The organism is Amycolatopsis sp. FBCC-B4732 (genome assembly GCF_023008405.1).
GTDB classification, from domain to species: Bacteria; Actinomycetota; Actinomycetes; order Mycobacteriales; family Pseudonocardiaceae; genus Amycolatopsis; species Amycolatopsis pretoriensis_A.
Genome location: NZ_CP095376.1, coordinates 2,443,926 through 2,470,191, shown reverse-complemented (window position 1 = coordinate 2,470,191; position 26,266 = coordinate 2,443,926). Strand labels below are relative to the sequence as shown.

At 73.2% G+C, this 26,266-nt stretch carries 25 protein-coding genes; 19 read left to right on the top strand and 6 right to left on the bottom strand.

From position 1 onward, the window contains the following. Positions 1–9: 9 nt before the first annotated feature. From MUY14_RS10575 to MUY14_RS10510, 14 genes are read left to right on the top strand one after another with little or no spacing between them, the layout of a single operon-like run. Complete coding sequence (locus MUY14_RS10575) at positions 10–1,275, top strand: glutamate-5-semialdehyde dehydrogenase (protein WP_247022777.1); 1,266 nt, start codon at positions 10–12, stop codon at positions 1,273–1,275. Continuing rightward, positions 1,275–2,018, top strand: coding sequence for an alpha/beta fold hydrolase (locus MUY14_RS10570; RefSeq protein WP_247022776.1), 744 nt, complete (start codon positions 1,275–1,277; stop codon positions 2,016–2,018). Before MUY14_RS10575 ends, MUY14_RS10570 begins: the two co-directional genes overlap by 1 nt. After that, positions 2,015–2,302 carry an acyl carrier protein gene (locus MUY14_RS10565; RefSeq protein ID WP_247022775.1) on the top strand — a complete coding sequence of 96 codons (288 nt, stop codon included), beginning with the start codon at positions 2,015–2,017 and terminating at the stop codon, positions 2,300–2,302. Before MUY14_RS10570 ends, MUY14_RS10565 begins: the two co-directional genes overlap by 4 nt. Next, on the top strand, positions 2,299–3,651 hold the full coding sequence (locus tag MUY14_RS10560; protein WP_247022774.1) for a TrpB-like pyridoxal phosphate-dependent enzyme: 1,353 nt from the start codon (positions 2,299–2,301) through the stop codon (positions 3,649–3,651). Before MUY14_RS10565 ends, MUY14_RS10560 begins: the two co-directional genes overlap by 4 nt. Beyond that, on the top strand, positions 3,644–4,747 hold the full coding sequence (locus MUY14_RS10555) for an acyl carrier protein (protein ID WP_247022773.1): 1,104 nt from the start codon (positions 3,644–3,646) through the stop codon (positions 4,745–4,747). The genes MUY14_RS10560 and MUY14_RS10555 overlap by 8 nt, the downstream gene beginning before the upstream one ends. Then, positions 4,744–6,246: a class I adenylate-forming enzyme family protein gene (locus MUY14_RS10550; protein ID WP_247022772.1), complete on the top strand. Its 1,503-nt coding sequence runs from the start codon at positions 4,744–4,746 to the stop codon at positions 6,244–6,246. Before MUY14_RS10555 ends, MUY14_RS10550 begins: the two co-directional genes overlap by 4 nt. Beyond that, complete coding sequence (locus MUY14_RS10545; RefSeq protein ID WP_247022771.1) at positions 6,230–7,507, top strand: type III PLP-dependent enzyme; 1,278 nt, start codon at positions 6,230–6,232, stop codon at positions 7,505–7,507. Before MUY14_RS10550 ends, MUY14_RS10545 begins: the two co-directional genes overlap by 17 nt. 2 nt (positions 7,508–7,509) lie before the next feature. Beyond that, on the top strand, positions 7,510–7,761 hold the full coding sequence (locus MUY14_RS10540) for a phosphopantetheine-binding protein (protein ID WP_247022770.1): 252 nt from the start codon (positions 7,510–7,512) through the stop codon (positions 7,759–7,761). After that, positions 7,758–8,909, top strand: a complete 1,152-nt coding sequence (locus MUY14_RS10535) for an acyl-CoA dehydrogenase family protein (RefSeq protein WP_247022769.1) — start codon at positions 7,758–7,760, stop codon at positions 8,907–8,909. The genes MUY14_RS10540 and MUY14_RS10535 overlap by 4 nt, the downstream gene beginning before the upstream one ends. Beyond that, positions 8,902–9,996 (top strand): acyl-CoA dehydrogenase family protein, encoded by a 1,095-nt coding sequence (locus MUY14_RS10530; RefSeq protein ID WP_247022768.1) that lies wholly within the window; start codon positions 8,902–8,904, stop codon positions 9,994–9,996. The genes MUY14_RS10535 and MUY14_RS10530 overlap by 8 nt, the downstream gene beginning before the upstream one ends. After that, positions 9,993–10,931, top strand: a complete 939-nt coding sequence (locus tag MUY14_RS10525; RefSeq protein WP_247022767.1) for a 4'-phosphopantetheinyl transferase superfamily protein — start codon at positions 9,993–9,995, stop codon at positions 10,929–10,931. Before MUY14_RS10530 ends, MUY14_RS10525 begins: the two co-directional genes overlap by 4 nt. 24 nt (positions 10,932–10,955) lie before the next feature. Beyond that, a complete protein-coding gene (locus tag MUY14_RS10520) occupies positions 10,956–11,891 on the top strand; it encodes a hypothetical protein (RefSeq protein WP_247022766.1) in 936 nt (311 codons plus the stop codon). 5 nt (positions 11,892–11,896) lie between these two features. Further along, positions 11,897–13,411 carry an amino acid adenylation domain-containing protein gene (locus tag MUY14_RS10515; RefSeq protein ID WP_396126844.1) on the top strand — a complete coding sequence of 505 codons (1,515 nt, stop codon included), beginning with the start codon at positions 11,897–11,899 and terminating at the stop codon, positions 13,409–13,411. Between the two features lie 26 nt (positions 13,412–13,437). Then, the gene (locus MUY14_RS10510) at positions 13,438–13,956 is read left to right on the top strand and encodes a flavin reductase family protein (RefSeq protein ID WP_247022764.1); all 519 of its coding nucleotides are present in this window, start codon (positions 13,438–13,440) and stop codon (positions 13,954–13,956) included. Positions 13,957–14,385: 429 nt separating this feature from the next. On the opposite strand, the gene MUY14_RS10505 is transcribed toward MUY14_RS10510, so the two are convergent. The 3 genes from MUY14_RS10505 to MUY14_RS10495 form a co-directional block, all read right to left on the bottom strand. Further along, the gene (locus tag MUY14_RS10505) at positions 14,386–15,294 is read right to left on the bottom strand and encodes a LysR family transcriptional regulator (protein ID WP_247022763.1); all 909 of its coding nucleotides are present in this window, start codon (positions 15,292–15,294) and stop codon (positions 14,386–14,388) included. Between the two features lie 532 nt (positions 15,295–15,826). Next, the gene (locus MUY14_RS10500; RefSeq protein ID WP_247022762.1) at positions 15,827–16,147 is read right to left on the bottom strand and encodes an AzlD domain-containing protein; all 321 of its coding nucleotides are present in this window, start codon (positions 16,145–16,147) and stop codon (positions 15,827–15,829) included. Further along, on the bottom strand, positions 16,144–16,827 hold the full coding sequence (locus MUY14_RS10495) for an AzlC family ABC transporter permease (RefSeq protein WP_247022761.1): 684 nt from the start codon (positions 16,825–16,827) through the stop codon (positions 16,144–16,146). The genes MUY14_RS10500 and MUY14_RS10495 overlap by 4 nt, the downstream gene beginning before the upstream one ends. A 167-nt stretch (positions 16,828–16,994) precedes the next feature. Here MUY14_RS10495 and MUY14_RS10490 point away from each other — a divergent pair, with 167 nt between their 5' ends. After that, positions 16,995–17,549, top strand: a complete 555-nt coding sequence (locus MUY14_RS10490) for a CGNR zinc finger domain-containing protein (protein WP_247022760.1) — start codon at positions 16,995–16,997, stop codon at positions 17,547–17,549. A gap of 58 nt (positions 17,550–17,607) precedes the next feature. On the opposite strand, the gene MUY14_RS47100 is transcribed toward MUY14_RS10490, so the two are convergent. Continuing rightward, positions 17,608–18,969 (bottom strand): beta-1,3-glucanase family protein, encoded by a 1,362-nt coding sequence (locus tag MUY14_RS47100; RefSeq protein ID WP_315863267.1) that lies wholly within the window; start codon positions 18,967–18,969, stop codon positions 17,608–17,610. A gap of 280 nt (positions 18,970–19,249) precedes the next feature. Beyond that, positions 19,250–19,786, bottom strand: a complete 537-nt coding sequence (locus MUY14_RS10475; RefSeq protein ID WP_247022759.1) for a TetR/AcrR family transcriptional regulator — start codon at positions 19,784–19,786, stop codon at positions 19,250–19,252. Positions 19,787–19,901: 115 nt separating this feature from the next. Between MUY14_RS10475 and MUY14_RS10470 the strand changes: the two genes are divergently transcribed. The 3 genes from MUY14_RS10470 to MUY14_RS10460 all read left to right on the top strand — a co-directional run bounded on the left by MUY14_RS10470 (position 19,902) and on the right by MUY14_RS10460 (position 24,558). Continuing rightward, positions 19,902–20,918, top strand: a complete 1,017-nt coding sequence (locus tag MUY14_RS10470) for an aldehyde reductase (protein WP_247022758.1) — start codon at positions 19,902–19,904, stop codon at positions 20,916–20,918. Between the two features lie 343 nt (positions 20,919–21,261). Further along, complete coding sequence (locus MUY14_RS10465; RefSeq protein WP_247022757.1) at positions 21,262–21,654, top strand: nuclear transport factor 2 family protein; 393 nt, start codon at positions 21,262–21,264, stop codon at positions 21,652–21,654. Between the two features lie 48 nt (positions 21,655–21,702). Further along, positions 21,703–24,558 carry an AfsR/SARP family transcriptional regulator gene (locus tag MUY14_RS10460; RefSeq protein WP_247022756.1) on the top strand — a complete coding sequence of 952 codons (2,856 nt, stop codon included), beginning with the start codon at positions 21,703–21,705 and terminating at the stop codon, positions 24,556–24,558. 47 nt (positions 24,559–24,605) lie between these two features. Here MUY14_RS10460 and MUY14_RS10455 read toward each other — a convergent pair whose 3' ends face one another. Then, positions 24,606–24,809: a hypothetical protein gene (locus MUY14_RS10455; protein WP_247022755.1), complete on the bottom strand. Its 204-nt coding sequence runs from the start codon at positions 24,807–24,809 to the stop codon at positions 24,606–24,608. 218 nt (positions 24,810–25,027) lie between these two features. On the opposite strand from MUY14_RS10455, the gene MUY14_RS10450 reads away from it, so the two are divergent. Continuing rightward, positions 25,028–26,236: a helix-turn-helix domain-containing protein gene (locus tag MUY14_RS10450; protein WP_247022754.1), complete on the top strand. Its 1,209-nt coding sequence runs from the start codon at positions 25,028–25,030 to the stop codon at positions 26,234–26,236. Positions 26,237–26,266: the final 30 nt, after the last annotated feature.

Genomic DNA, 26,266 nt, shown 5'->3' with positions numbered 1-26,266 from the left:
GGGAGAACAATGGTCGACAAGATCATCGTCGCCGCACGTGCGGCGACGACCGCGGCACCGCCGCTGGGCACCGAGGCGTACGGGCGGTTCTGCACGGCGCTCGCCCACCGGCTCACCGCCGCGTGGCCGCGGATCCGCGAAGCGAACGACACCGACGTCGGACGAGCGCGGGAGCAAGGCCTGCCCGACGTGCTCGTCGACCGGCTCCGGCTGACCGAGGACCACCTCGCCGCACTGGTCACCTTGACTTCGACGGTCGCCGGCGAACTGGACGAGCTGACCAGCCGCCCGCCGGGCACCCCGATCGGCGACTGGGGCGTGCGGCACCGCGTGCCGCGGCCGCTGGGCGTGGTGCTGATGATCTTCGAGGCCCGGCCGACCGTCACCGTCGAGGGCGCGCTGCTGAACGTGGCCGCCGGGAACGCGGTGATCCTGCGTGGTGGCAAGGAGATCGCGCGGACCAACACCGAGCTCGGCGCCGCCGTCTCCACCGCGCTGGCGGACGCGGGACTGCCGGCGGGCCTGGTCTCCGTGCTGGACGACCCCAGCCGCTCGGTGCTGCGCGACCTGCTGCGCCGCCCGGACGCGATCGACGTGCTCATCCCGCGCGGCAGCCCGTCCCTCATCGACTACTGCCACCGCGCGAGCACCATCCCGGTGCTGGCCAGCGGCGGCGGCGTCAACCACCTCTACGTGCACTCGAGCGCCGACCTGGCCCAGGCGGTCGAGATCGCGCTGGACAGCAAGCTCCCCGCGCCGGCCGGCTGCACCTCCTTGGAGATCGCGCTGGTCGACCGGCCGGTGGCCGACGAGTTCGTGAAGGCGTTGCTGGAAGGCGCCCGCCACGACGGCCGCCCGCTGACCATCCGCGTCGGCGAAGGCCTGCAGCAGCCGGAAACGACCGGCGACTGGCGGGTGGAAGCGCTGGGCGCGCACGACCTGGGCCGCGAGTTCCTCGACAGCACGATCGGTGTGGTGGCGGTGGACTCCCCCGGCGAGGCCGTGGAATTCATCCAGCAGCACGGTTCCGGCCACAGCGAGGCGATCGCGGCGACCGACCCGGCGGTCACCGGCGAGTTCACGAACCGGGTCGACGCGGCCACCATCGTCGTCAACGGTTCCCTGCGCCTCAACGACGGCCCGACCCTGGAGCTGGGCTCGGAAATCGCGATCAGCACCAGCAGGCTGCACGCCCGCGGGCCGATCACGCTGGCCGCGCTGGTGAACTACTGCTGGGTGATCGAGGCCAACGGCCGGCTGCGCGAGGCGAGCTGATGCCGACCCTGACGACGGCGCCGCCGCCGTTGCTGCTGCCGCTCAGCCGGCGGCCGCAAGCGTCGCAGGCGGTGCTCGTGCACCCCGGCGGCGGTGGCCTGAGCCCCTACACCCCGCTGGCCGTGCGGCTGGGCCGCCGCAACGGCGTGAGCGGGATCCGGGCCGGCGGGTTGTTCGCCGGTGAGCGGCCCGACGACGACATCGAGACCATGGTCGAGAGGTACCTGCCGCTGCTGGACACCCTGCCCCGCCGCCCGGAACTGCTCATCGGCTGGTCGATGGGCGGCGTCCTCGCCTGGGAACTGGGCGCACGCCTGGCCCGGACCGGGCCCGCTCCCGCCGTCGTGATGATCGACAGCTTCACCCGCCGCGACGAGTTCGGCTCGGTGCACCGCGCCGACGTCGTCGAGCGGATCATGCGGTCGGTGCACGCCAAGGTCGCGCCCCGCGACCAGCGCTGGGCCGAAGCCACCGCCCACGCGCACGTCACCGCGTCGGGACGGCACCGGGTGACCAGCACCCACCCCGGCCCGGCGCTGCTGATGGCCTGCGCGAGCCCGCACCGCGACACCCAGGTCGAGAACTGGACCCGGTTGTCCCCGCGGCTGCGGGTCCGCGAACTGGACTGTGGCCACTTCGACGTGTTCGACGGGAAAGCGCTACCCGACGTACTCGCCCACCTCGACGAATTCCTGACCGGAGCACGAAACCGATCCCCGAAACCCCTTGGAGGGCAACGATGACGACCGGACCCGATCGCACCACGGTCTCCGACTCGGTCAAACGCGTGGTGATCGCCGAATCCCGGCTTTCGCTGGCACCGGAGGAGATCCACGACGACGAACCGCTCAACGGCGACCTGCTGCACCTCAACTCGCTGGGGTTCGTCGGCATACTCGTGCACCTCGAAGACGCGCTCGATGTGACCCTGCCCGACGACCTGTTCGTCGGCCGCACGTTCAAGACCGTCGACGACCTCGTCGACGTCGTCGCCGAAGGCGCCACCGGAACGGAGGCACTGCGATGAGCCGCACTTCCCTGCCCACCAGCTGGCGCAGCGTGCTGCCGCACCTGGACGAGCCGCTGCCCCCGGACCGGAGCCCGGAGTCGCCCGCGGGCGGCTCGGACGCCGGCGTGTCGGTGAACCTGCCGTTCGCGCTGGTCCGCCAGTCCACCCAGAACCGCGAGTTCTGGGACATCCCCGCCGAGGTGCTCGACGCCTACCGCAGCTTCCGGCCCACCCCGCTGTGGCGGGCCCGCCGGTTCGAGGACGCCATCGGCGCGCGGGTGCCGATCTACGTCAAGTACGAGGGCGGCAACATCTCCGGCAGCCACAAGCTGAACACCGCGCTCGCGCAGGCCCACTACTACGCCAAGGCCGGGGTGAAGGAGCTGGTCACCGGCACCGGGGCCGGGCAGTGGGGCACCGCGCTCGCCGCCGCCTGCACGATGTTCGGGCTGCGCTGCCGGGTGTTCATGGTCGGCACGAGCCTGCAGAAGAAGCCCTACCGGGGCACGCTGATGCGGGCCCTCGGCGCCACCGTGCACGCCAGCCCGAGCGACCTGACCGACGTCGCCGCCCGTGTCGGCGGCGGGGTGAACAGCCTCGCGCTGGCCATCGGGGAAGCCGTCGAGTACGCCGGGCGCACCGAAGGGGCCGCGTTCTGCATCGGCAGCGGCGAGACCTACAGCATCCTGCACCAGTCCGTGATCGGGCTGGAGACCATCGAGCAGCTCGCCGAGCTGGAGGCCACTGTGGACAGTGTGGTCGGCTGCGTCGGCGCCGGCTCGAACTTCGGCGGGATCGCGCTGCCCTTCTTCGCCGACGCCGCGACGACCGGGGCGGAGTGCCCGCGGCTGGTGGCCGCGGAGTCCAGCACCACCCCGAAGCTCACCCGAGGCGTCTACGCCTACGACAAGACCGACGCCACCGGGGTCAGCCCGATGGAGGCGATGTACACGATCGGCTCCAGCTACCCGATCCCCGACTCGCACTCGGCCGGCCTGCGCTTCCACGGTGCCGCGAAGGTCATTTCCGCCATGCGGCACCGGGACCAGGTCACCGCGCAGGCCGTCGGCCAGGTCGAGGCGCTGGAGGCCGGCCGGGCCTTCACGCGGTCGGAAATGGTGCTCCCCGCACCGGAATCCGGGCACGCGCTGGCCGTCGCCGCGCGCCTGGCCACCGACGGCGGGTCGGACCGCGGCGTGGTCGCCTGCGTGAGCGGGCACGGCTACCTCGACCTATCGGCCTACCAGCAGCTGCTCGACGGCGAGCTCACCGCCGAGCCGCCCGCGGAGCAGGCGCTCGTGTCGGCGATGGATCGGCTGAAGCCGGTCCAGGGACTGGCGGTCGCGGGGAGTGGTCACCATGGCTGAGCAGCTGGACCACCGCCTCTTCGACTGCGTCCAGGTCAACCTGGCCGAACTCGCCGACCGCCTGCACGGCCCGGGCACCCATCTCGCGATGGGCCGCGTCCTGCGCTTCTGGCCCCGCCCGGGCGCGGACGCGCTCCCCACCGTCGAGCCGCAGGTCGACTCGCAGGTGGCCGAGTCCGCCGCGCTGCTGGGCTTGCGCGTCACCCGCCGTGCGCGGATCGCCTCCGCCGGTGAACTCGAACCGGGCACCGGCTGCTACGCGGTGGCTGACGCCTACCACCTGCCGTGGGTCCCCTACCACCGCAAGGAGCACCTGCAGCACAGCTTCCTGGTCGAGCCGGACGGCGACGGCGTCGCCGTCGTGGACGGCTACCACAACGACACCCAGTGGGGCGCGGCCCGGCCGGGCCGGTGGCCCCTCAGCCGCGAGGAGCTCGCGGAAGCGCTTCCCGAAGGCGCGCTGACTTTCGACATCGCCGCCGGGGACCGTCCGGCCGACCGGACGCCGCTGGTCGAACTGGCCGACGCCGGCACGTACGTCGCGGCCTACGCCGACCACCCGGACCGGGTGCGGGCGGTGCGGGGGCTGACGCTGCAGACGTGGCTGCTGAGCCGCAGCCGCCACCTGCACGCCGCGGCCATGGGACTGGACACCGACACCGTCCGGGCGCACCTCGACGAGTGGAACGCGCTCGCGAAGCAGGTCTACCTGGCGAGCCGCCGGGTCTCCGCGGGCCGGGCGGAACCGCGCGCGGTGTACGACCGGCTCCTCGAGTGCCTCGCGACCGACCACGTCGCGTTCACCGAGCCCACCGAGCCGGTCGTCGTGTCCACAGTGGACAACGACGAGGTGCCGACCGGGGTGCGCGACTCCGTCACCGCGGTGATCGGGACCGTGCTGGGCACCCCGCCCCCGGCCGACGCCCGCACGCTCGGCGAGATCCCCGGCTTCAGCTCGTTCCGCATGATGGAGATCGTCGAGCGGATCGAAAGCGACCTCGGCGTCGAATTCGCCGCCGAGGACCTGGTCCCGGAAAAACTCACCCACGTCGACGGCCTGTGCCGGGCTGTCCTGGCCGCAGGAGGAACCCGATGACCTACGCACCGCGAGTGCTCCACGAACTGCTCGACCACGCCGCCCGGCTGTGGCCGAACCGGACCGCGCTGACCTGCCGCGGCACCTCGGCGACCTACGAGGAGCTCGCCGGCGCCGCCCAGCGGGTCGCGGCTTCGCTCGCCGTCCGGGGCGCCCGCCGCGGCGACCGGCTGCTGATCAACGCCCCGGCGAGCACGCTGCTGCCCGCCGTGGTCTTCGGCGCCGCCCGGGCCGGGGTCGCGTTTTCGCTGCTGCACGAACAGGTTCGCGGCAGCAGCCTCGACCACGTGCTCGCCGACTCCGAGCCGGTGCTCGTGGTGACCGACGACGAGGACGTGCGGAAGTCGGCCGAAGCCGCCGGCGTCCCGACGGCTTCGGTGGCGGAGCTGGCCGCCGGTCCGGGCCGGACCGTCGACCTACCCGCTCCCCCGCTGCCGGTCGACCCGGTGTGCCTGATCTACACCTCGGGCACGACGTCCCTGCCCAAGGCCGTGGTCAGCACGCACCAGCAGCTGCTGTTCGCCACCGGCGCGATCGCGTCGGTGCTCGAGTACCGCACCGACGACGTCGTCTACAGCCCGCTGCCGCTGTCCTTCGACTACGGCCTGTACCAGGTGTTCCTGTCCGTCACGGCGGGGTCGAACCTGGTGCTGGGCGCCCCCACCGAGGTGGGACCGTCGCTGGTCGGCAACCTGGTGCGCTCGGGCGCCACCGTGCTGCCCGCCGTCCCGGCCGTCGCCGAGGCGCTCAGCGCGTTGCTGCGGCGCCGCCCGAAGCCCGCACCCGACCTGCGGCTGCTCACCAACACCGGCGCGGCGATGCCCACCGGCACGCTGGAATCCCTGCGTGCGGCCATCCCCGGCCTGCGCGTGCAGCTGATGTTCGGGCTGACCGAGTGCAAGCGCGCCACCATCATGCCGGTGGACGGCGATCTGGACCGGCCCGGTTCCAGCGGCCGCGCCCTGCCCGGCACGGAGGTCTTCGTCATCGACGACGCCGGCGAGCGGCTGCCCGCCGGGGAGGTCGGCGAGATCGTGGTGCGCGGCCCGAACGTGATGGCCGGGTACTGGCGCCGTCCCGAGCTCACCGCGCAGAAGTTCCCGCGGGTGGACGGGCTGTTCCCGGAGCTGCGCACCGGCGACTACGGCCGGCTCGACGAGCAGGGCTACCTCTACTTCGACGGCCGCCGCGACGACATCTACAAGGAGCGCGGGTTCCGCGTCAGCGCCACGGAAGTCGAGTCCGCCGCGCGCGGGGTGCCCGGTGTCCGCGAAGCCGCGGTGCTGGTCCCGAAGGACACCCGGCCGGCCTGGCTGTTCGTCACCGGCGAGCTGGCCGCCGAGGGCGTGCTCGACGGGATGCGCACCCGGATCGAGGAGTTCAAGATCCCGGCGAGCTGCCTGCGCGTGGAGACGCTTCCGTTGACCGGCAACGGGAAGGTCGACCGCACGGCGCTGGCGTCGATGGCCGAGGAGGTGTCCGGTGGAGCTGCTCGCTGAGCGACCCGCGGGGCTCGCGGAGCTGCCCGGCGGACTCGCCGGGCTGTCCACCCCCGCCTACGTCTACGACCTCGCCAAGGTCCGCCGCAACCACCGGCGGCTCGACGGCGCCCTGCCCGAGGGCACCGGGCTGCTGTACTCGCTCAAGGCCAACCCGCACCCGGACGTGCTGAGCACGTTGCGCGAAGCCGGTGCCCGCCCGGAGGTCTGCTCCACGGGCGAGCTGCGGGCCGCGCTCGACGCCGGCTGGCCGGGCACGCAGGTGCTCTACACCGGACCCGCCAAGCGGGACGCCGAGATCACGGCCGCGCTGCGGGCCGGCGTGCGGGAGTTCTCCGTGGACTCCCCGCACGCCATCACCCAGCTCGACCGGCTCGCCGGTGAGGCCGGGGTCCGCGCCCGCTACCTGCTGCGCGTCAACGACGACCAGCCGGTGCCGGGCCAGGGCCTGGCGATGACCGGCGTGCCCTCGCAGTTCGGCGCCGACACCGGCTGGATCGTCGCCGAACCCGCCCGCTTCGCCGGCGACGAGCACGCCGAGGCGGTGGGGCTGCACCTGTACATGGGCACCAACCTGACCGAAGTGGACGACCTGCTCGGGCAGTTCCGCCGCGCGCTGGCCACCGCCGCGCGGCTGCGGGAAGCCCTGGCACCGCACGGGGTCCGCTTCCGGACCCTCGACCTGGGCGGCGGTTTCGGTGCCCCGTTCGCGAAGGACGGCACCGCCGTCGACCTGCCCGGGCTGCGTGAAGGCCTTGAGACGCTGTTCGCCGAGGAACTGCCGGGCTGGCGCGAAGAAGGCCCGGAAATCGTGTTCGAATCCGGGCGTTATCTCGTCGGCACAGCGGGCACTCTGGTCACGGCGGTGCTGGACGTCAAGCGCTCGCACGGCAAGGACATCGTCGTGCTGGAGTCGGGCATCAACCACCTCGGCGGCATGTCGGGGATGCGGCGGCTGCCCCCGCTCGCACCCCGCCTGCTCGGCCCGGGCGGCCCGGACGTCCTGGAGGCGCTCGTCGCCGGTCCGCTGTGCACGCCGCTGGACACCTGGGCGCGCACCGCGAAACTGCCCGAACTGAGCCCCGGCGACCTGGTCGCGGTGCCGAACGTCGGCGCCTACGGGCTGTACGCCAGCCTCGTCGCCTTCCTGGGCCACCCCCTGCCGGCGGAGGTCGTCGTCGACGGCGACCGCCCCGGCGCCCCCGCGCGGACCTCCCGCGTGGAACTGGTCAGGACCACTGACCCCCGAGATGAGGAGTGAACATGGACCCCCGCATGGCCGAACTGCTGACCCCGTACCTGAAGTTCCTCAACGGCCGCGAGCTCGGCCCGGACGACTCCCTGCGTGAGCGAGGGCTCGACTCGATGCAGTCGATCAACGTGCTGTTCGAGATCGAGGACGTCTTCGGCGTCTCCCTGCCGGACGAGGACATCACCGACGCGACCTTCGCCACCGGCGGCACGCTGTGGACCGCCGTGCAGGCCCAGCTCGAGCGCGAGGGGGTCTCGTCATGACCACCGCCCCGCTCGCCGAACTCGTCGGGCGCGTGACCAAGGTCGCCGAGGAGCACGTCCGCCGGACCGACGACGAAGCGACGTTCCCGGTGGAGGCGCTCGACGAGCTGCGCGCGACCGGACTGCTCGGGCTGCTCGTGCCCGCCGAAGACGGCGGGCTCGGCGGATCGCTGGCCGACGTGCTCGAGGCCAGCACCGAGCTGGGCCGCGTGGACATGTCGCTGGCGATGATCTTCGCGATGCACTGCCAGCAGGTCGCCGCCGTGCTCGCGCACGCCGAAGGCAAGCTGCGCGCGGAGCTCGTGCCGGAGATCGCCGCGGGCCGGCTCTACCTCGGCTCGGTGACCACCGAGGCGGGCAAGGGCGGGCACCTCCTGACCGCCGAGTCCGCCGCCGCGTGGCAGAACGGCGAGCTGCTCGTCGACCGCTTCGCCCCGATCGTCACCGGGGGCAAGCAGGCCGACGGGTTCCTCATCACGATGCGGTCGCCGGACTCCGAAGCCGACAACCAGGTGTCGCTGGTCTACGCGTCCCGCGAGCAGGTGGAGATCGAGCCCGCCGGTGGCTGGAACCCGCTGGGCATGCGGGCCAGCGACAGCGGGGCCATGAAGCTGCGCGGCCGGCTGCCCGCCCACCAGGTCGTCGGGCGGCACGGCGACTTCCACACCATCGTCACCACCGTGTTCGGGCCGCTGGCCCACCTCGGCTGGGCGTCCTGCTGGCTGGGCACGGCGGCCGGGGCGCTGTCGCGGGTGATCGCGTCGGTGCGCGGCAGCCGCGGCAAGACGGACCTGAACTCGGAGCTGCTGCTGACGCGGCTGTCGCGGTCGCGCCAGCGGCTGGACACCGTGCACGCGCTGATCGGGCACGCTCGCCAGGTGGTCGAGACCACCGCGGACCTGAGCGTGCCGAAGGTGCAGCTGCTGATCAACGCCGTGAAGATCACCGCGGCCGAGGAGTGCTACCGCGCGGTCGACGAGCTGGTCGACGCGATCGGGATGCGCCACGGCTACCTGCGGGACTCCCCCACGCGGCTGGAGCAGTCGCTGCGGGACCTGCGTTCGGCGGTGCTGAACTACAGCAACGACCGGCTGCACCTCGCCGACGGCCGGCTCACCCTCCTCGACCAGGAGGTGCGCTTTGCCTGACACAGCCCTCCTGGACGGCGGCGTGCTGTCCACTGTGGATGCGGCGGCCGGCGGCGCCCGGGTGTGGCGGCGGCTCGGTTCGGCCGGCGTGCTGCGCGACCAGTACCGGCAGCGCACGCCGACCGGCCTGGTCGCCGACCCCGCGCGGCTCGCGGCCACCCTGCGCGAGGTCGACGCCCGCGGTGACAACGGGATCACGTTGAGCGTGCTGGTCCAGTCGGCGAGCGCCCTGCCGATCCTGGCCGCCGGCACCGGGCCGGAGTTCGACCGCGTCGCCGACGGCGACTGCGAGGTCGCGCTGGCCGCCACGGACACCGCGGCGGCCGGCTCCGACCTCACCGGGCTCGGCACCGAAGTCGAGCTCGACGGCGACACGGTCCGGCTGGACGGCGGGAAGCGGTGGGTGACCACGGCGACCCGGGCGGCGTACTTCCTGGTGCTGGCCCGGCACCGGCCCGGGCGGCACTTCACGGCCTTCACCTGGGTCCTGGTCCCGGCGGACGCGGCGGGCGTGCGCGTCACCCCGGCGACGACGACGCTCCTGGCGGGCGCGGGCATCGGCCACGTCGAGTTCTGCGACGTCCGGCTGCCCGCGTCGGCGGTGCTCGGCCGGCAGGGCCGCGGTTTGGCGCTGTTCGCCCGGCACATGGGCACCGAGCGCCTCGCCGGCGCCCAGTGGGCCACCGCGCTCACCAGCCGGGTGCTGGCGGAGACGCGGGAGTCGTTGACGCGGCGGGAGATCGACGGCCGCGCGCTGTGGGACCACGACTCGATCCGCCAGGAGTTCGCGGCCTGCCTGGTGCGGGTGCGCTCGTTGCGCGCGCTGCACGAGGCGCTGGGCGAGCGGGTGGTGACGGACCATGACACGACGAGCGCGGCCCTGCTGAAGGCGTCGATCGGCCTGACGGCCGACGAGGTCCTGTCCAGCTGCGCCCGCTGGCGCGGCGCCGACGGCTTCGCCGACGACGGCCTCCAGCTGGTCCGCGCGGAGGCGGCGGTGTTCGGCATCGGCGGCGGCGTGACCGAGCTGATGCTCGGCGCGATCGCCGACGACGCCGAGTCCCTGCTCACGGAGCTGCGGACATGAGCACCCGAGCGGACGGCGGGCCGGCGCGAGACCACCTCGGGCTTTCCCATGACGGTGCCAGGCACGCCCCCGCACCTCCCCGCAAAAGCACCCCCACCCCCGCACTTTCACGTGAAAGTGCGGGCCTCGAACCGGCACTTTCACGTGAAAGTGCCGCGCCCCCGGGTACCACCCCCGCACTTTCACGTGAAAGTGCGGGCCTTGGAACGGCGCTCTCCCGCGAATACGCCGCCGCCCGCCGCCAGGCCGTCACCGTCGCCGGCCTCGGCGAGCCGCGGGTCGACCCCCACGGTCACCCCGAAGTGACCGCCGACGGCACCCAGGTCGCTCCCGGCGTCTGGGTCGCCTCGGCCGACCGCACCGACCTCGGCGACGGACCCGTCCACCCGGACGACCTCGCCGAAGCCGCCACCCGGCCGGCCTGGCACCGCCCCGAATTCCTCGCCGGGCGGCACCTCCTCCGGCGCCTGCTCCGGCGGGTGCGGCCCGACCTGGCCGCGCTGCCCGTCCACGCCGACCCGGCCGGGAAGCCCCGGCTGCACGGCGCCCCGGACCTCGCGCTGCCCGGCATCACCGTCTCCCACGACGGGGAGCGGATCGCGGCGGCCGTCTGCGCGCACGGGGACGTCGGCGTCGACGTCCAGCTGCCGCCGGACCGGCTGAGCGACTCGGCCGTCCGCCGGTGCCTGGGCTCGCACGCCGCCGCCGTCGCCGGGCTGCCGCGGCTCCTGCGGGCGAAGGAGTTCGCCTGGGTGTGGACCGTGCAGGAGGCGTGCGTCAAGGCGGCCGGCACCGGCATGAGCGGGCGGCCCTGGTCGATCGACGTCCCGCCCGGCACGCTGTCCGGGCGCTGGGGCGGCTTCACCTGGCTGAGCTTGCGCACCCGGTCGCCGGTGCCGCTGAGCTGCGCCTTCCACCCCGCACCCCACCGGTGACCCACCACGACAAGGGAGGTCGACGTGCACCTCATCAACGCCCCGGACGTAGTCCCGGAACTCAGCTGCTACACCACCAACCTGGTGGCCTACCTCGAAGTCGACGACCCCGGCGTCAAGACCCGGCTGGCGCACGCCGTCCGGCTGGCGGTCCGCAGCGACAGCGGGCCCGGGGACCTGGTGTTCTCCCAGCACACCCGCGTCGAAGACGGCGCACCGCTCGGCTACTTCGGCGCGACCGGCTGGGAGGGGGCCGCGGCCGGGTTCCACGCCGAGATCGCCCAGTCGGGGCGGGTGCTGACCGTCGCCGACACCTTCCACCTGCCCTGGTCGCCGGCGCACGAGACCGCGCACTCACCGCACTGGCTGCTGCTGCTCGCCCGGCGTGACGGGCGGTGGCTGGTGGCCGACCACTTCCGCGCGCTGACCCCGCTGGGCGAACAGGAACCGTTCCTCGGCTGGCTGGACGACGCCACGCTGGAGCGCGCGCTGGCCCCGCACACACCGTGGCCGGCGGAGATCGCCAACCGCGACCGCTACGCGCTCGGCACTGCCGCCGAACCGGTGCACGCCGACCGGTTCCGCTGGCTGGCCCGCACCACCGGCGAAACCCCCGCCGACGACCCGGCCCCCTGGACGCACGGCCTGCCCGAGACGCTCGAGCGCGTCAGCGACGTGCTGACCGGGGACGAGACCGCCGCCGCCCGCTACGGCGACGACCTCTGGGCGGCGAGCCGGCACTACACCTACCACCTCGAAGTGCTCGCCGCGAACGGCGACATCTGCGCGGAGGCCGCGGCCGCGGCGGCGGTCAGCTGGGGCGAGCTGCCGAAGGTCGTCCGGTTCGCCGCGGAATCCGCCGTCCGGGGGCGGCCGCGCGCCGGCCTGCTGCGGCGGACCTTCGACGACCTGCTGCGCGTCCAGGAAAAGACGACCACCGAGCCCGTATCGGAGGCATGAGCACCATGGAGACCCTGTACCAGTGGTTCGCCGAGTCGGCCGAAAAGCACGCCGCCGAACCAGCGCTCGAAGTCGGAGCGCGCACCCTGACCTACGCCGGACTGCGAGAGCTCGCCGGGCACATCGCCGCCGAAGCCGTCACCGCGGTGGGGTCCGTGCCCGCCCGGATCGGCATCCTGGCCGAGCGCAGCGTGCTGACGTACGCCGGTTACCTGGCCGCGCACCGGCTCGGCAGCACCGCCGTCCCGCTCAACCCGGCCTTTCCCCAAGAGCGCAACCGGATGATCGCCGAAGCCGCCGGCCTCGACCTGGTCCTCACCGAGGAGACGGCCGGGCTCGGCGTGCCGGAACTGGTGATGGCCGAACCTAGCGACGGCGCCGCGCGCACCCCGCCGGAGCCGCGCACCGGTGACCTGGCCTACATCCTGTTCACCTCGGGCTCGACCGGGAAGCCCAAGGGCGTCCCGATCCGGCACCGCAACGTCTGCGCCTACCTCGGCCACGTCGTGCCGCGGTACGGGATGGCGCCGGGCAGCCGCGTCTCGCAGACGTTCGACCTGACCTTCGACCTGTCGGTGTTCGACATGTTCACGGCGTGGAGCGGCGGTGCGACGCTCGTCGTCCCCAGCCGCGAGGACCTGCTGGCGCCGGTGCGGTTCGTCGCGGAGAAGCGGCTCACGCACTGGTTCGCCGTGCCGTCGATGGTGTCCTACGCCCAGCGGCTGCGCAGCCTGCGGCCGGACAGCATGCCGTCACTGCGCTGGAGCCTCTTCTGCGGCGAGCCGCTGACCACGCACCAGGCCGAGGCGTGGCAGCGCGCCGCACCCGGCGGCGTCGTGGAAAACCTGTACGGGCCCACGGAACTGACGATCAGCTGCGCCGAGTTCCGGCTGCCGGCCGACCCGGCGGACTGGCCGGTGACGCCCAACGGGACCGTGCCGATCGGGCGCCCCCACCCCAGCGTCAGCCACGTCGTGCTCGACGACCAGGGCCGTCCCGCCGTGGAGGGCGAACTCTGCGCCCGCGGCCCCCAGCGCTTCCCCGGCTACCTCGACCCGGCCGCCAACGAAGGGCGGTTCTACCACTTCGGCCCGGGCGAGGAGACCGCGCGGCTGCACGGCGCGGACGACGAGCTCGACGACACCGCCTGGTACCGCACCGGGGACCGGGTGTCCTGGCAGGACGGTGCGCTCGTCCACTTGGGACGGTCGGACCAGCAGGTGAAGGTGCAGGGCTACCGCGTCGAGCTCGGCGAGATCGAGGCCGTGCTGCGGGACCAGGAGGCGGTGCGCGACGCGATCGTGCTGGCCCTGCCCGGCAGCGGCGGCACGACCGAGCTCGAAGCGGTGTGCACGGGTTCGGGCCTCGACCCCGACCGGCTGCTCACCGCGGCGGCCGCCCGGCTGCCCGGGTACATGGTGCCCCGCCGGCTCACGGTGCTGGACACGCTGCCGCTCAACGTCAACGGCAAGATCGACCGTTCGGCACTCACCGCGCACGCGATCGGGCAGCGCGGATGACCGCCGGCGCACCGGAAGGGAAGACCATGGCAACCGCACAAGCCACGAAGGCCCCGCTCGGCACCGTACCGGACCTGGTGCCGACGGAGGGGTTTTGCCGCGCGATCGCGAAACTGCCGACCGGCGTCACGGTGTTGACGACGGTCACCGAGGACACCCCGGTCGGCTGCACGGCCAACGCGGTGATGTCCCTTTCGGCGGACACCCCGAGCGTCCTGGTGTCGTTGGGCACCCACAGCCGCACCCTCGCGGCGATCCTCGGCACGGGATCGTTCGCCGTCAACACACTGTCCTGGTCCCAGCGGGCGCTGACCCGCAAGTTCGCGACGGGCAGCCCGGCCGAGCGCTTCGACGGCGTCCCGTGGCAGCCGGAGCGCAGCATCCCGGTGCTCTCGGCGGCGGGGATGGCGCTGGTCTGCGAGGTGGGAGACACCGCGACGCTGCTGGATCACACGGTGGTGGTGGGCAAGGTGGTCTGGCTGCGGGACACGAACGCGGCCCCGACGGTGCTCTACGGGAGGGAGCAGTACCCGTTGGGGGCTTGAGGAGCCGGAGAGCCCGGCCCGCCGGATCGGCGGGCCGGGCTTTTGCTAAGCGCTGCTGGCCACAGTGCCTCACGGGCGGCGGCGAAACCCTCTCGGGGGTGAGCGATCAGGAACGCCCGGCACCTGCTTCGCGGAAGGCCTGGCGCTCGGCCTGCTTCCGGCGGGGCCCGGCGCTCGGCTGCTTTGGCGGCCCCGGCGCTCGGCTGCTTCCCGCGCCCTCGCCCGCTTCCGGCAGGCCGGCCTTCCGGCAGGCCGGCCCTTCGGCCGGCCGCGTCCCCAGCCGGATCGGCACCAGCCCGCGAGGTCTGCGTGCCGCAACCCCGCACCGCAATCGTCGGCGGCAGGCCCCTTGGCGATCCCAGACGCTCGAAGCCCGAAAGCCCGGTCCGCCGGATCGGCGGGCCGGGCTTCTTGCCGGGCGAACTCGGTTCAGAGAGCAGAACGGCGAGCCGGGCGCATGCCCGCGTCCGCGACCTGCTCCGCCGTCGCGCGGGCGGCCGCGTCCAGCAACACCGAAAACCTCGGGTCCGTGCGGATTTCGCGGTGCCAGGCGACCTGGGTGAAGACCTGGAACGGCGCCGTCCACGGCACCTCCACCAGACGGCCCTCCGCCAGCTCCTTCGCCACGCTGAGGCGGGGCAGCAGGGAAATACCCAGGCCCGCCGTCAGCGCGTGCTTCACCGCGTCGATCGAGCCGAACGTCAGGGCACGCACCCGGGTGTCGGCGGCGTCGCCCAGTGTGCGCTCGAACAGCCGCTGGTAACCGCTTCCCCGATGGGCGCACAGCAGGGGTTGCCGCGCCAAGCGCGCCGTCGGGACCGGCTCCGAGCCGACCGGGCCGTCCTGGCCGGCGACCACCACGAGCGGCTCCGGGCACAGCAACGTCGAGTCGGCCTTCGACGACGATTCGCAGACGTCGATGAAAAAGGCACAGTCCACATCGGAATCGCCGATCCGGCTCCACGGGTCTTCTTCCAGCGGCCGGATCTCCAGTGCGAGCTCGGGGTGCCGCCGGTACAGGTACTCGACGATCGGCACCAGCCGGTAGGACGTGAGGCCGCTGTCGGCGCCGACGGTCAGCACGTCGCCGACCGCGGTGCCTTCCAGCACGGTCTCCTCCGCCAGCCGGCTCAGCTTCACGATCTTGTGGGCGTAGCGCCGGAAGCGCTGGCCCGCCGTGGTGAGCCGGACGAGCGCGCCGGTGCGGTGGAACAGGTCGCAGGCGAGGTCGCGCTCCAGTTTCTTGATCCGGGCGGTGACCGTCGGCTGGGCGACGCTCAGGTCACCGGCCGCCTTGGTGAAGCTGGACTTCTCGGCGACGCTCAGGAAGGTCGTCAACGATGCGGTGTCCACAGCTCGGTTCACCACCGGTCCGCGCGAGCGGTACGGGGTTCGAACCCCGTACCCGGGCGAGTGTTCCTTTCGCTGAACGGGGTGGATTTTCGCGGCACCGCCGCACGCACGCCGTGGTCGCGTTGAGCAGTTCTCCGATCGGCCGCGTCCTCGCGGCGGTGGAGCAACCCGGACCCGGACACGAAACCTCCCAGCGGCCGGTGGCAAACCACCGGCACGGTACCTTTCACGACGACGTTCCCCCGATCGGCATCCGCGGCGTTTTCCCGCCGGTGGACGACCTTTTGTTTTCCGGTTTGCGGATACCACCCGGCCCGGACCGGGAAACTGCTCCCATCGGGCGGGCGGCAGCTCTCGGCGCTTTCACCCGCCGTGGCCGGTACGGCAACGTCCTTCACTCCAAAAGACCAGCATCGCCCCGTCATCCCCTTCATCCTCTCCGCGGGATGAGCACACTTTTCGAACCTGCGAGCTTTTCCTGCGATTCACGGCCGAGTCGCTTGCCCCGACTTCGGAATCAGCCGAACACGAGGCGCAGCACAGCGCTCACGACGGCGGCGCCGATCATCGCGGTCAGGATGGACCGCTTGCCGGCCAGCAACGCGACCCCGGCGCCGACGCCCGCCAGCGCGGTGAGCGTCCGCGTCGAAGACACGTCCCCCGAGGTCGGCCACAGCAAGGTGACCACGAGCCCGGCGATGAGGGCCGGGGTCGCGCACGTCAGCGCGTTGCGCAGCCAGGGAGGCAGTTCCCGCCCGCCCGCCGCGAGCGGCACGACCACCCGCAACGTGAGCGCGGTGGCGCCGAGCGCCAGCACGATCACCCATTGGTACGTCATCGCCGCACCCCCAAGGCCGCGCCGGCCACGGCACCCGCGGCGCCGGCGACCAGCACCGGGACACCCGGGGGCGCCCACGAAACCAGCGCACCCGCCGCGACGACGCCGAGGACCGCCAGGATCCACGCACGCGCGGTTTTCAGGTGCGCGCGCAGCAAGCCGAGGAAGAACACCGGGTAGGCGGCGTCCAGGCCGAGCCGGCCCGGGTCGCCGATGGCGTCGCCGAGGATGGCGCCCAGCGCCGTCCCCGCCGTCCAGCCGCACAGGCACAGCGCTCCGGCCACGCGCAGGGTCCGCAGGTCGTAGCGCCCGTCACCGCGGTGGGCGATCGCCCAGGACCCGTCGGTGATCAGCAGCGCCGTCCCCGCCCGCGACCACGCCGACCCGGTCAGCGCCGGGGCGATCGTGGTGCCCATCAACAGGTAACGCGCGTTGAGCGCGGCCGCGGCACCGACCACGGCCCAGACCGAGCCGTGCTGCCCGATGACCGCGACGGCGCCGTACTGGGCGCTGCCGGAGAACACCAGCAGCGACATGGCCACGGGGGCCAGCACACCCATCCCGACCGAGGCCGCGAGGGCACCGAAGGCCATGCCGTCCGCCAGGTCGGCCGCGGCCACCGGCAGCACCGGGCGCACGACCCGGGCCGGTGAACGGCGTTCAGCGGTGGTTTCGGTCACGATGTTCACCTCCTCGGCTTGATACGATCGACGTTACCAACCAAGCCGAGTGTTGGTAACCCAGCCGAGTGGCAGTACCCGGAATATTTCTCGGTAAACACCTGAAACGCCCCGGATTGCGCCATTCGTGGTAACCAGCGGACGAACTTACTGGTAACCTGCTGGTCATGACCCCGAGACCGGCGGCACCACCCCCGCTCACCGTGCTCCAGAGCCTGGTGAACACCCGCGAGCTGCTGGAGGACCGGGACGACTTCACCGCGCCGGCCGGCCTGCTGGCGTGGACCGAAGCGCAGGGACTGCCCTGCCCGGCCCGGCCGTCGGAGGCGGACCTGACCCGGATGAGCCGGGTCCGCGAGGCGCTGCGGCAGCTGCTGCACGGCGGCGAGGGCGCACCCGCCGCGGCGGCCGTGCTCAACGGCGAGCTGGCCCGCACCGGCACCCGCCCGCTCCTGCAGGCCGGCCCGCCCGGCGCGGAGTTCGTCGGCGACGGCGCCACCGCGCTGGACACGGCGATCACCCGGGTGCTGGCCACGCTGGTCACCGCGCGCCTCGACGGCTCGTTGGCGCGCTTGAAGATCTGCGGTGCCGAAGACTGCCTGTGGGCCTACTACGACCGCTCCCCCAACGCGGTGAGCCGCTGGTGCGAGACGTCGGTCTGCGGCGCCCGCCACAAGATGCGCGCCTACCGCGCCCGCCGCGCCGCCGCGACCACGAGCTGAGCCCGGACAGCGGACGACGGCGTGGCGACCGGGGCCGCCACGCCGTCGTCACCGGGGATCACCAGCCGACGGCGACCACCAGCCACTGCGGGTCACCGTGGGACACGAACGAGGACTGCGCCGCCACGTCGTCGTACGGGAAGCCGTACGCGAGGCCGTTGATGCCGTGGTCGTGCCAGAACTTCGCGTAGTAGTTCGCCGGCGCCGCCTGGTAGTACCGCGCCGGGTCCTGCCACTGCGACTGCGGGAGGTGCGCGGTGTGCCGGTTGAGCGCCGCGCACATGTCGGGGTTGCCGGCCAGCGAGCCGGCGCACCCGGTGATGTTCGACGTGGGCTCGTTGACGCCCACCGACTGCGCGTAGGCGGTGAAGTAGTTCGCGTACTTGCCGCCGGCGCGGAAGTCCGGCGCGCTGCCCGGCGCGGGGATCCGGTACGGCGCGTTCACCGTCGCCAGGCCCTTGAACTCCGCCGGCACCTCGGCCTGGAACTTCGCGAAGGTGGCCGACCGGTCCTCCTGGAAGGTCGGGTAGTCGTCGCCCACCTGGACGTCGTAGCCGTCGTGGGCGTGCAGCCGCATCGCCAGCTTCAGCGCGAACGCGTCGACGCGGGTGGTGTTGCCGTTGAAGACGTCCGGCCCGACGGTGAACTCGATGAAGTCGGCGTACTGGCCGTTCGGGGTGCCGAGGTAGAAGTACATCCGCCCGGCGGAGTTGGCGGGCATGTCGATGTAGGGCTGCTCGGCGATCGAGTGGGTCTGGCCGCCGAAGTTCCAGAACACCTGGCTGTCCGGGTACTTGCCGTTGGTGCGGTTGAGCACCTTGACGGTGAGCACGTTGCGGGCGGCGGGAATGGTGCTCGTGTCACCCCAGAACGAGTCCGGCGGGGTGCCGGGCTGCGTCGGGACGGTGCCGCCGCCGGTGCCGTAGACCTGGAACTCCCAGAGCGAGACGCCGTACGGTGTCGCCCGCGCGGTGGTGTTCAGGCGCACGTACCGCCCGGAGCCGGTGACGTTCAGCGTCTGGGTGCCGCCGGTGGCGGTCGTCGTCTGGTACACAGTGGACCAGGTGGATCCGTTGTCGGACAGCTGGATCTGGTACGCCGTGGCGTAGGCGGCCTCCCAGCGCAGCACGACCTGGCTCACCGTCGCGGCGCCGCCGAGGTCGATCCGGATCCACTGTGGATCGCTGAACTGCGACGACCACCGGGTGGCGGTGTTCCCGTCCACGGCGGCGGTCGCGGGGGTCCCGGCGTTCTCGACCGAGGACGCGGTGACGGCTTTGCCTTGGGAGATCAGGGGGTCGGCCGCGTTCGCGTCGGGGGCGGCGAGCCCCAGCACGGCGACCGCGAGGGCCGCCGCCAAGGTCGCCAGCCGGGTGCTGGGTCCGCGGCGACGCAGCCGCGGCGGGGCGTTCGTGGGCATGGTTCCTCCCTGGCCGGGGAAGTGGGCGGACCCGCCGCCGGTCAGGGGACGGCGTCGTCCGGCTCGCCCCTGAGCGCCGGGCGGATGCCCACGGGGGCCGGCGGGGACGATCGGTAGAAAGGTTCATACCACCGGCACCGGCCTGTCAAGGCTTGACAGTTCGGCCCCGCGGAGCGATCCTCGGAACCGGTTCCACCCCGATCCTCCTGCGTGGCACCGCCACCCGCACAGGGGCCGGCTCACCAGGAGTCAGCCATGCCCAGCGGTACCCCACGACGCTTCAGCGGCGGGCACTCAAGCCGTCGAGGATCAACGCCAGCATCGACCCCGACCGATCCTCCGGTCCCGACGCCGCCCGCCAGAGGGCACCCGTGAGCTGCAGGAAGTCGCGGGGGTCGGCGTCGGCGCGGATGGTTCCGCCGGTCTTGCCCGCGTCGAGCAGCCGCGTGATCGCGGCGATGACCGGGCCGTACGTCTGCTCCGTGATCGCCTGGTGGCCACCGGGGCTGAGCGCGTCTCCGAGGCCGTGCTTCTTGCGCATCGCGGCCACCAGCTCGACCGTCCAGCTCCGCAGCGCCTCCAGCGGCGGCAGCTCCGCGAGCAGCGTCTCGACGGACGCGAGCAGCCGGTCGACCTCGTCCTGGTAGATGGCGAGCACGAGCGCCTCCCGGGTCGGGAAGTTCCGGTACAGGGTGCCGGGCCCCACCCCCGCGAGCTGCGCGACCCGGTTCATCGAGACGTCGCCCCCTTCGGTGAACGCCTCGCGGGCGACCTGCAGGATGCGTGCCCGGTTTTCCCGGGCGTCCGAGCGAACCATGTGCCGTCCTTGCCATCCGGAGAGGTCTCCACTACCTTAGATGGAGACCTCTCCAGAACCATAGGCGAGCACCGCTCGTCCCGCCAGGCACTCCCTCCGACTTGCGAGGTTTCTCATGGCCGAAGTACTGGTCACCGGCGGCTCCGGGTACATCGGCAGCTGGTGCGTGCTCGCGCTGCTGGCCGACGGCCACACGGTCCGCACCACCGTGCGGGATCTGAAGAAGGAGCCCGCGGTACGGGCGATGCTCACGGCGGGTGGGGCGCCCTCGGACGCGAAGCTGACCGTGTTGCGGGCCGACCTCGAGCAGGACGCCGGCTGGCGCGAAGCGGTCGAGGGCTGCGACTACGTGCTCCACGTCGCTTCGCCGACCCTCACCAGGGTGCCCAAGGACGACGACGAGATGGTCGTGCCCGCGCGGGACGGCGTGCTGCGCGTGCTGCGGGCCGCGCGCGGGGCCGGGGTGAAGCGGGTGGTGCTGACCTCGGCGTTCGGCGCGGTCGGGATGGGGCACCCGGAGAAGTCACGGGTGTTCACCGAAGCGGACTGGTCCGATGTGGACGCCGGGATCCCGGCGTACCAGAAGTCCAAGACGCTCGCGGAAAAGGCGGCCTGGCGGTTCGTCGACGAGCACGGCGGCATCGAACTCGCCGTCGTGAACCCGGTGGGCGTGTTCGGGCCGGTGCTCGGCTCGGACTACTCGCCGTCGCTGGGGCTGGTGCAGCGGATGCTGGCCGGGGACCTGCCCGCGCTGCCCAAGTTCGCCATGGGTTATGTGGACGTGCGCGACGTCGCGGACCTGCACCTGCGGGCGATGACCGACCCGGCCGCGGCGGGCGAGCGGTTCCTCGCGATCTCCGGGCACAGCCTCTGGGTGCGCGAGATCGCGGCGGTACTGCGCGAGCGCCTCGGCGACCGGGCGGCGAAGGTGCCCACGCGCGAACTGCCGGTGTGGACCGCGCGGGCCCTCGCCCGGATCAACCCCGGCCTGCGCATCCTGGGCCCGCAGCTCGGCCGCAACTACGACGCCACTTCGGCGAAGGCGCAGCGGGTGCTGGGCTGGTCACCGCGGCCGATCGAAGACACGATCGCCGACACCGCGGAGAGCCTGCTCGCGTTGAAGGCCGCCTGAGCTCAGCCGACCACCACCTGCGTCCCCGGCCGCGGTGGCACCCCGGCCGCGAGCAGCACCGCACTCGGCGACGGCCGGCTTCGGTGTCGTCCCGGCCAAAAGCGTGACCTGCCGGGTCCGGGCTGGACCCGGCGGCGGAGATCGTCACCTCGGGTAGCCGACCTCGCCGAGCGCGGCCGGCCCGGAATCCGCATCGGGCACGCTTCCACGGTCTCCTGTCGCGACGATAGCCCGCTGATAGCGGTTCGGAAGCGGGCCCGGTCAAGCTGGGCGCACCCGCCGGTCCTGGCGGCGGCCGACCCCGGGGCCCCGGCCCGGGACGACCCAGCGGAGGGACGCCGAAATGGCGCCTGCGGAGGCAGGGGAACACACCGTCGCCGTCGGAATCGACCACGTGCGGCTCAGTTACCACTACCTCGATATCGGGGACATCGACGGATACGGTTCGCTTTTCACGGCCGACGCCGTTCTGCATTACCCGGGAATGGCGCCGATCCGTGGGCGGGGCGCCATTGAACAATTCCGCGTGACCGGTCCGACCCGGCGGTACACACTGCACACCGTGACGGTGACGCACGGTGAGGTCGTGGCGGCAGGGGACATTGCCGTGGCTGGGCCGAACGGCGGAAGTACAAATACCGCCTTCGTCGACAGCTTCACGCTTTCGGACTATGGGCTTATCCGCACCCAGAAGACAGACTTCGGTTCCAGGGGGAATCCACGAACGGCCGGGTGAGCGCGGGGCAGCGCGGTGCCCGGCCACGGATCGGCATTGAGGAACAGCGTGAGTTCGACGAGCGGGCCGTCCGGCGAGCAGCCCGTCTACCGCATCCTCGGCCCCCTCGAGATCCGGGACACCACCGGCGGCGAACTGCGCATCCCGCCCGGGCGGCAGCAGATCGTCCTCGCCGCGCTGCTGGTCGAGGCGAACCGGGTGGTCAGCCTGGACCAGCTGATCGAAGCGATCTGGTACGCCAGTCCCCCGGCGACGGCGCGGACGCAGGTCCAGATCTGCGTCTCCCGGCTGCGGCGCGCGCTGGCGGCCGCGGTCGGTCCCGACACGCTCGTGACGCGCGGCCCGGGTTACGAACTGCAGGTCGCCGACGGGCAGCTCGACGCCCGGACGTTCACCGACCTCGTCGCCGAGGCCGCCGGGCTCACGCGCGCGGGTGCGCTCGAAGACGCCTCCCGCACGCTCGACACCGCGCTCGCCCTCTGGCGCGGCCCCGCGCTGAGTGGCACCGGGAGCCGGCTGCTGGAGGCGAAGGCCAACCACCTCGACGAACAGCGGCTCAGCGCCGTCGAAGCCCATTTCGACCTCGGGCTGCGGCTCGGCCGGCACCACCAGCTGATCGGTGAGCTGGCGAGCCGGGTGAGCGAGAACCCGCTGCGGGAACGCCTGCGCGGCCAGCTGATGCTCGCGCTCTTCCGGTCCGGGCGGCAGGCCGAGGCGCTGGAAACCTACCGCGCGGGCCGGGAACTGCTCGTCGAGCAGCTCGGGCTCGAACCGGGTGATGAGCTGCGCCGGCTGGAGTCCGCGATCCTCCTCGACGACGTCGCGCTCCGGCGGAGCCCGGTTCCCGAAGCACCCGCGGCGCCGGTGCAGCCGCCGGTCGTGCCGTTCCAGCTGCCGGCCGACATCGCCGACTTCAGCGCCCGCGACGCGCTCGTCGAGCACACCGAACGGCTGCTGCTGGGCGACCCGGGCCGGCGCGCGACGCCGGTGGTGGTGCTGGCGGGCAAGCCCGGCGTCGGCAAGACCGTGCTCGCGGTGCACGTGGCCCACCGGATCGCCGACGACCACTGGCCCGACGGCCAGCTCTACTGCGACCTCGGCGGGACCCGCGCGCACCCGGCCGAGCCGCTCGACGTCCTCGGCCGGTTCCTGCGTGCCCTCGGCGTCCCCGGCCCGGCGGTGCCCGCGTCGGTCGACGAACGCGCGGAGCTGTACCGGCAGCGGCTGGCGGGCAAGCGGATGCTGGTGGTGCTGGACGACGCCGAGTCGGAGCGCCAGGTCCGCGAGCTGCTGCCGGGCCGGTCCAGCTGCGTCGTGCTGGTGACCAGCCGCGTCCGGCTGACCGGGCTGGCCGGGGCCGGCGTGCTGGACGTCGACGTGCTCGACCCGGAGCAGGCGACCGGGCTGCTCGCCACGATGATCGGGGCGGAGCGGGTGGCCGCCGAGCCGGCCGCGGCCACCGCGCTGGTCCGGCTCGTCGGCGGTTTGCCGCTCGCGCTGCGGATCGTCGCGGCCCGGCTCGCCGCGCGCCCGAGCTGGTCGCTCGCGTGGATGCTGGAGCGGCTTTCGGACGAACGGCGCCGGCTCGACGAGCTCGCGCACGGCGAGCTGATGGTGCGGGCCAGCCTCGCCCTGACCTACGACGGCCTGGCCGACGACGCCCGGCGCCTGCTGCGGCTGCTGAGCTGCCTGGACCGGCTCAGCTTCCCGGTCTGGGTGGCGGCGACACTGCTGGAGACCGACCCGATGCGGGCGGCCGACCTGCTCGAACGGCTCGTCGACGCGCAGATGCTGGAGATCTCGGCCGTCGAGCGGGACGGCAGCCCGCGCTACCGCTTCCACGACCTGATCCGGCTGTTCGCCCGCGAGCAGCTCGACGAGCACGAGCAGGCGGCCGGCCGGCGCGCGGCGCTCGCCCGGGTCGCGAGCGGCTGGCTGGGCCTGGCCCGCGAGGCGCACCACCGCATCTACGGCGGCGACTTCACCGTGCTGCACGGCTCGGCGCCCCGGCTGAGCCCGCCGGCCGGCGCCGTCGACCGGATCCTCACCGATCCGCTGGTGTGGTTCGAGGACGAGCAGGACAACCTGTGCTCGATCGTCGCGCTGGCCGCCGAGGCGGGGCTGGACGAGTGGGCGTGGGACCTGGCGGTCACGCTGGTCGCGCTGTTCGAAAACCGCTGCTACTTCGACGACTGGGAGCGCACGCACCGGCTGGCGCTGACGGCCGTCCGCGCGTCGGCCAACCGCCGGGGCGAGGCCGCGTTGCTGTGCTCACTGGGTTCGCTGCACCTGAGCCGCGCGCGCCCGGACGCGGCGGCCGAGCCGCTCGCCCTCGCGCTGGCGACGTTCGAGGAGCTGGGCGACGCCCACGGCAAGGCGATGGCGCACCGCAACCTGGCCCTGCTGGACGAGGCCCGCGGCGCGGAGTCACAGGCCCAGGCCCGGTTCGAGTGCGCGCTCATCGAGTTCCGGCTGGCCGGCGACCCGGTCGGCGAGGCGTACGTGCTCGGCAGGCTGGCGCAGACGGAGCTCGACGTGGGCCACGAGGAGCGCGCCGGGGCGTACCTGGCGGAGGCGCTGCGGATCTGCGACCGGACGGGCACACCGCGGGTCGAGGTGCAGCTGCGCTACCGGCTCGGCGGGCTGCTGATGCGCCAGGGCCGGCACGAGGAAGCGGTGGAGTTGCTGACGGGCCTGCTGACGCGGGCCCGCGCGGCCCGTGATCTGGCCGGCGAAGCCCGCATCCTGCACCGGCTCGGCCTGGCCCACGCCCACCTCGGCCGCCGCGATGAGGCCGGGAAGTTGTTGCGGGAGGCGCTGGACCTGCAGAACCGCATCACGGGCGGGGATCCGGATGAAGGCGTCCGCGCCGACCTCGCGGCGCTGGAGGCCCTGCCCGGCTGAGCGGAGCCGGGCGCTGCCGGCGCGGCCGGGCCGAGCGCCGGGCCGGTTCACCACGGGGTGTCGGCCGACGTTCCGTTCCACGGAGTGTCCAGCGGGGCCGCCCACGGGGTGTCGACCGGGCTCGCGCTCCACGGGGTGTCCGCCGTCGTCGACCACGGGGTGTCCGCCGGGTCCGCCTGGGCCGTCGTGGTGCCGAGGAGCGGGAGGAGGAGCGCCGCGGCGATCGCGGTCAGGGCCGGGAGAATACGCACCGTTGGTCTCTTTTCGTCCGGAGTGGGCGCTGGATTTGTGCCTCCGACGTTAGGAAATCCCGATATCGGCGCGCTATCACGCGGGTTATCCCCCACCGTGCGGCTGCGTGATACCGCCGGGATAGCCGCGCTCACGATGCTCGGTCCGTGGTGGAAACCGCATCCGGACCAAGCCGGGCCCCGCGATCGGGGACGGCGCTGACGAGAACGGACTATTCGTGCAGCGGAATTTCGGTGAACTGCTGAAGGCGCACCGCGCAAAACGCGGCGCCACCCAGCGGCAATTGGCGGACCTGTCCACGGTGAGCATTCGCGCCATCCGCGACCTCGAGTCGGGCCGCGCGCACCGGCCGCGCCGGGACACCGTGCGGCTGATCGCCGACGGACTGGGCTTGCGCGGCCGCGAACGTGCGGCCTTCGAGGCGGCCGGTGCCCACCCGGCGGACGGCGACTTCCGGCTCCGGTGCGCCGACCCGGCGCCACCACCGGCGCCGCTGGACGCGCTGCTCGGCCGCGACGAAGAGGTCGCGGCCGTCCACGAGCTGCTGGCCGCGGGCAGTCACCGGCTGGTGACCATCACCGGGCTCGGCGGCGTCGGCAAGAGCCGGCTCGCCCAGGAGGTGGCCGTCGGGGCGCACGAATCGGGCGGCGTGCTCGTGCTGTGGTCGTCCGCGACGAGCCACCAAGACCTGCTGAGAACCACCGGCCTCGGGGAACTCGCCGTCCTCGTCGGCGACCGCCCGGCGCTGCTGGTCCTCGACGGGCACCCGGCCGACCGCGTCCGGCTCGACGACCTGGCCGTCCTGCTGCGCGAGTGCCGCGGGCTGCGGGTCCTCGCCACCGCACCGGCGCCGTTCGGCCTGCCCGGCGAGCGCGTCTTCCCGCTGTCGCCGCTCGCCGTACCCGACGCCGGCGTCGACGACCCCGGCGCGCTCGCGGCTGTGCCGTCGGTCCGGTTGCTGGTCCGCGAAGTGCGCCAGGTCCGGCCCGGGTTCACCGTCGACCGGACCACGGCGGCCGACGTCGCCGCGCTCTGCCGCCGCCTCGACGGCATCCCGGCCGCGCTCGAGGCGGCCGCCTGCTGGTTCCTGGTCTACGAGCCGGCCGATGTCCTGGAGCACGTGCGCACCGACCCGTTCGCGCTCACCGCGGACCACCGCCCGGGGCTGCGCGACACCCTCGACTCGGCGGTCCGCGGCCTGGACGACGCCGAAGTCTCCCTGCTGGCGCGCCTGACCGGGCTCGACGCGGGCTGGTCGATCGGCGACGTGGCCGGCCTCACCGGGATCCCGGCGGCGACCGGCGCCCGGTTCGTCCGCCGCCTCGTCCTGCACGGCCTGGTCCGCCCGGCCGGTCAGGACCGCACCCGCTTCCGCACCTTGGACCTGGTGAACGCCCTCGGCCTCGGCGAGCGGATCGCGGTCTGAGCGCTGCGGCTCCCCGCCGAGGTCGCGAAT

Coding starts and splice junctions, on each gene's coding strand:
- MUY14_RS10535 (WP_247022769.1), top strand. CDS start 7,758: ATGACCACCGCCCCGCTCGCCGAACTCGTCGGGCGCGTGACCAAGGTC.
- MUY14_RS10475 (WP_247022759.1), bottom strand. CDS start 19,786: ATGGTTCGCTCGGACGCCCGGGAAAACCGGGCACGCATCCTGCAGGTC.
- MUY14_RS10540 (WP_247022770.1), top strand. CDS start 7,510: ATGGACCCCCGCATGGCCGAACTGCTGACCCCGTACCTGAAGTTCCTC.
- MUY14_RS10500 (WP_247022762.1), bottom strand. CDS start 16,147: ATGACGTACCAATGGGTGATCGTGCTGGCGCTCGGCGCCACCGCGCTC.
- MUY14_RS10560 (WP_247022774.1), top strand. CDS start 2,299: ATGAGCCGCACTTCCCTGCCCACCAGCTGGCGCAGCGTGCTGCCGCAC.
- MUY14_RS10565 (WP_247022775.1), top strand. CDS start 2,015: ATGACGACCGGACCCGATCGCACCACGGTCTCCGACTCGGTCAAACGC.
- MUY14_RS10470 (WP_247022758.1), top strand. CDS start 19,902: ATGGCCGAAGTACTGGTCACCGGCGGCTCCGGGTACATCGGCAGCTGG.
- MUY14_RS47100 (WP_315863267.1), bottom strand. CDS start 18,969: ATGCCCACGAACGCCCCGCCGCGGCTGCGTCGCCGCGGACCCAGCACC.
- MUY14_RS10525 (WP_247022767.1), top strand. CDS start 9,993: ATGAGCACCCGAGCGGACGGCGGGCCGGCGCGAGACCACCTCGGGCTT.
- MUY14_RS10465 (WP_247022757.1), top strand. CDS start 21,262: ATGGCGCCTGCGGAGGCAGGGGAACACACCGTCGCCGTCGGAATCGAC.
- MUY14_RS10515 (WP_396126844.1), top strand. CDS start 11,897: ATGGAGACCCTGTACCAGTGGTTCGCCGAGTCGGCCGAAAAGCACGCC.
- MUY14_RS10570 (WP_247022776.1), top strand. CDS start 1,275: ATGCCGACCCTGACGACGGCGCCGCCGCCGTTGCTGCTGCCGCTCAGC.
- MUY14_RS10490 (WP_247022760.1), top strand. CDS start 16,995: ATGACCCCGAGACCGGCGGCACCACCCCCGCTCACCGTGCTCCAGAGC.
- MUY14_RS10550 (WP_247022772.1), top strand. CDS start 4,744: ATGACCTACGCACCGCGAGTGCTCCACGAACTGCTCGACCACGCCGCC.
- MUY14_RS10555 (WP_247022773.1), top strand. CDS start 3,644: ATGGCTGAGCAGCTGGACCACCGCCTCTTCGACTGCGTCCAGGTCAAC.
- MUY14_RS10575 (WP_247022777.1), top strand. CDS start 10: ATGGTCGACAAGATCATCGTCGCCGCACGTGCGGCGACGACCGCGGCA.
- MUY14_RS10510 (WP_247022764.1), top strand. CDS start 13,438: ATGGCAACCGCACAAGCCACGAAGGCCCCGCTCGGCACCGTACCGGAC.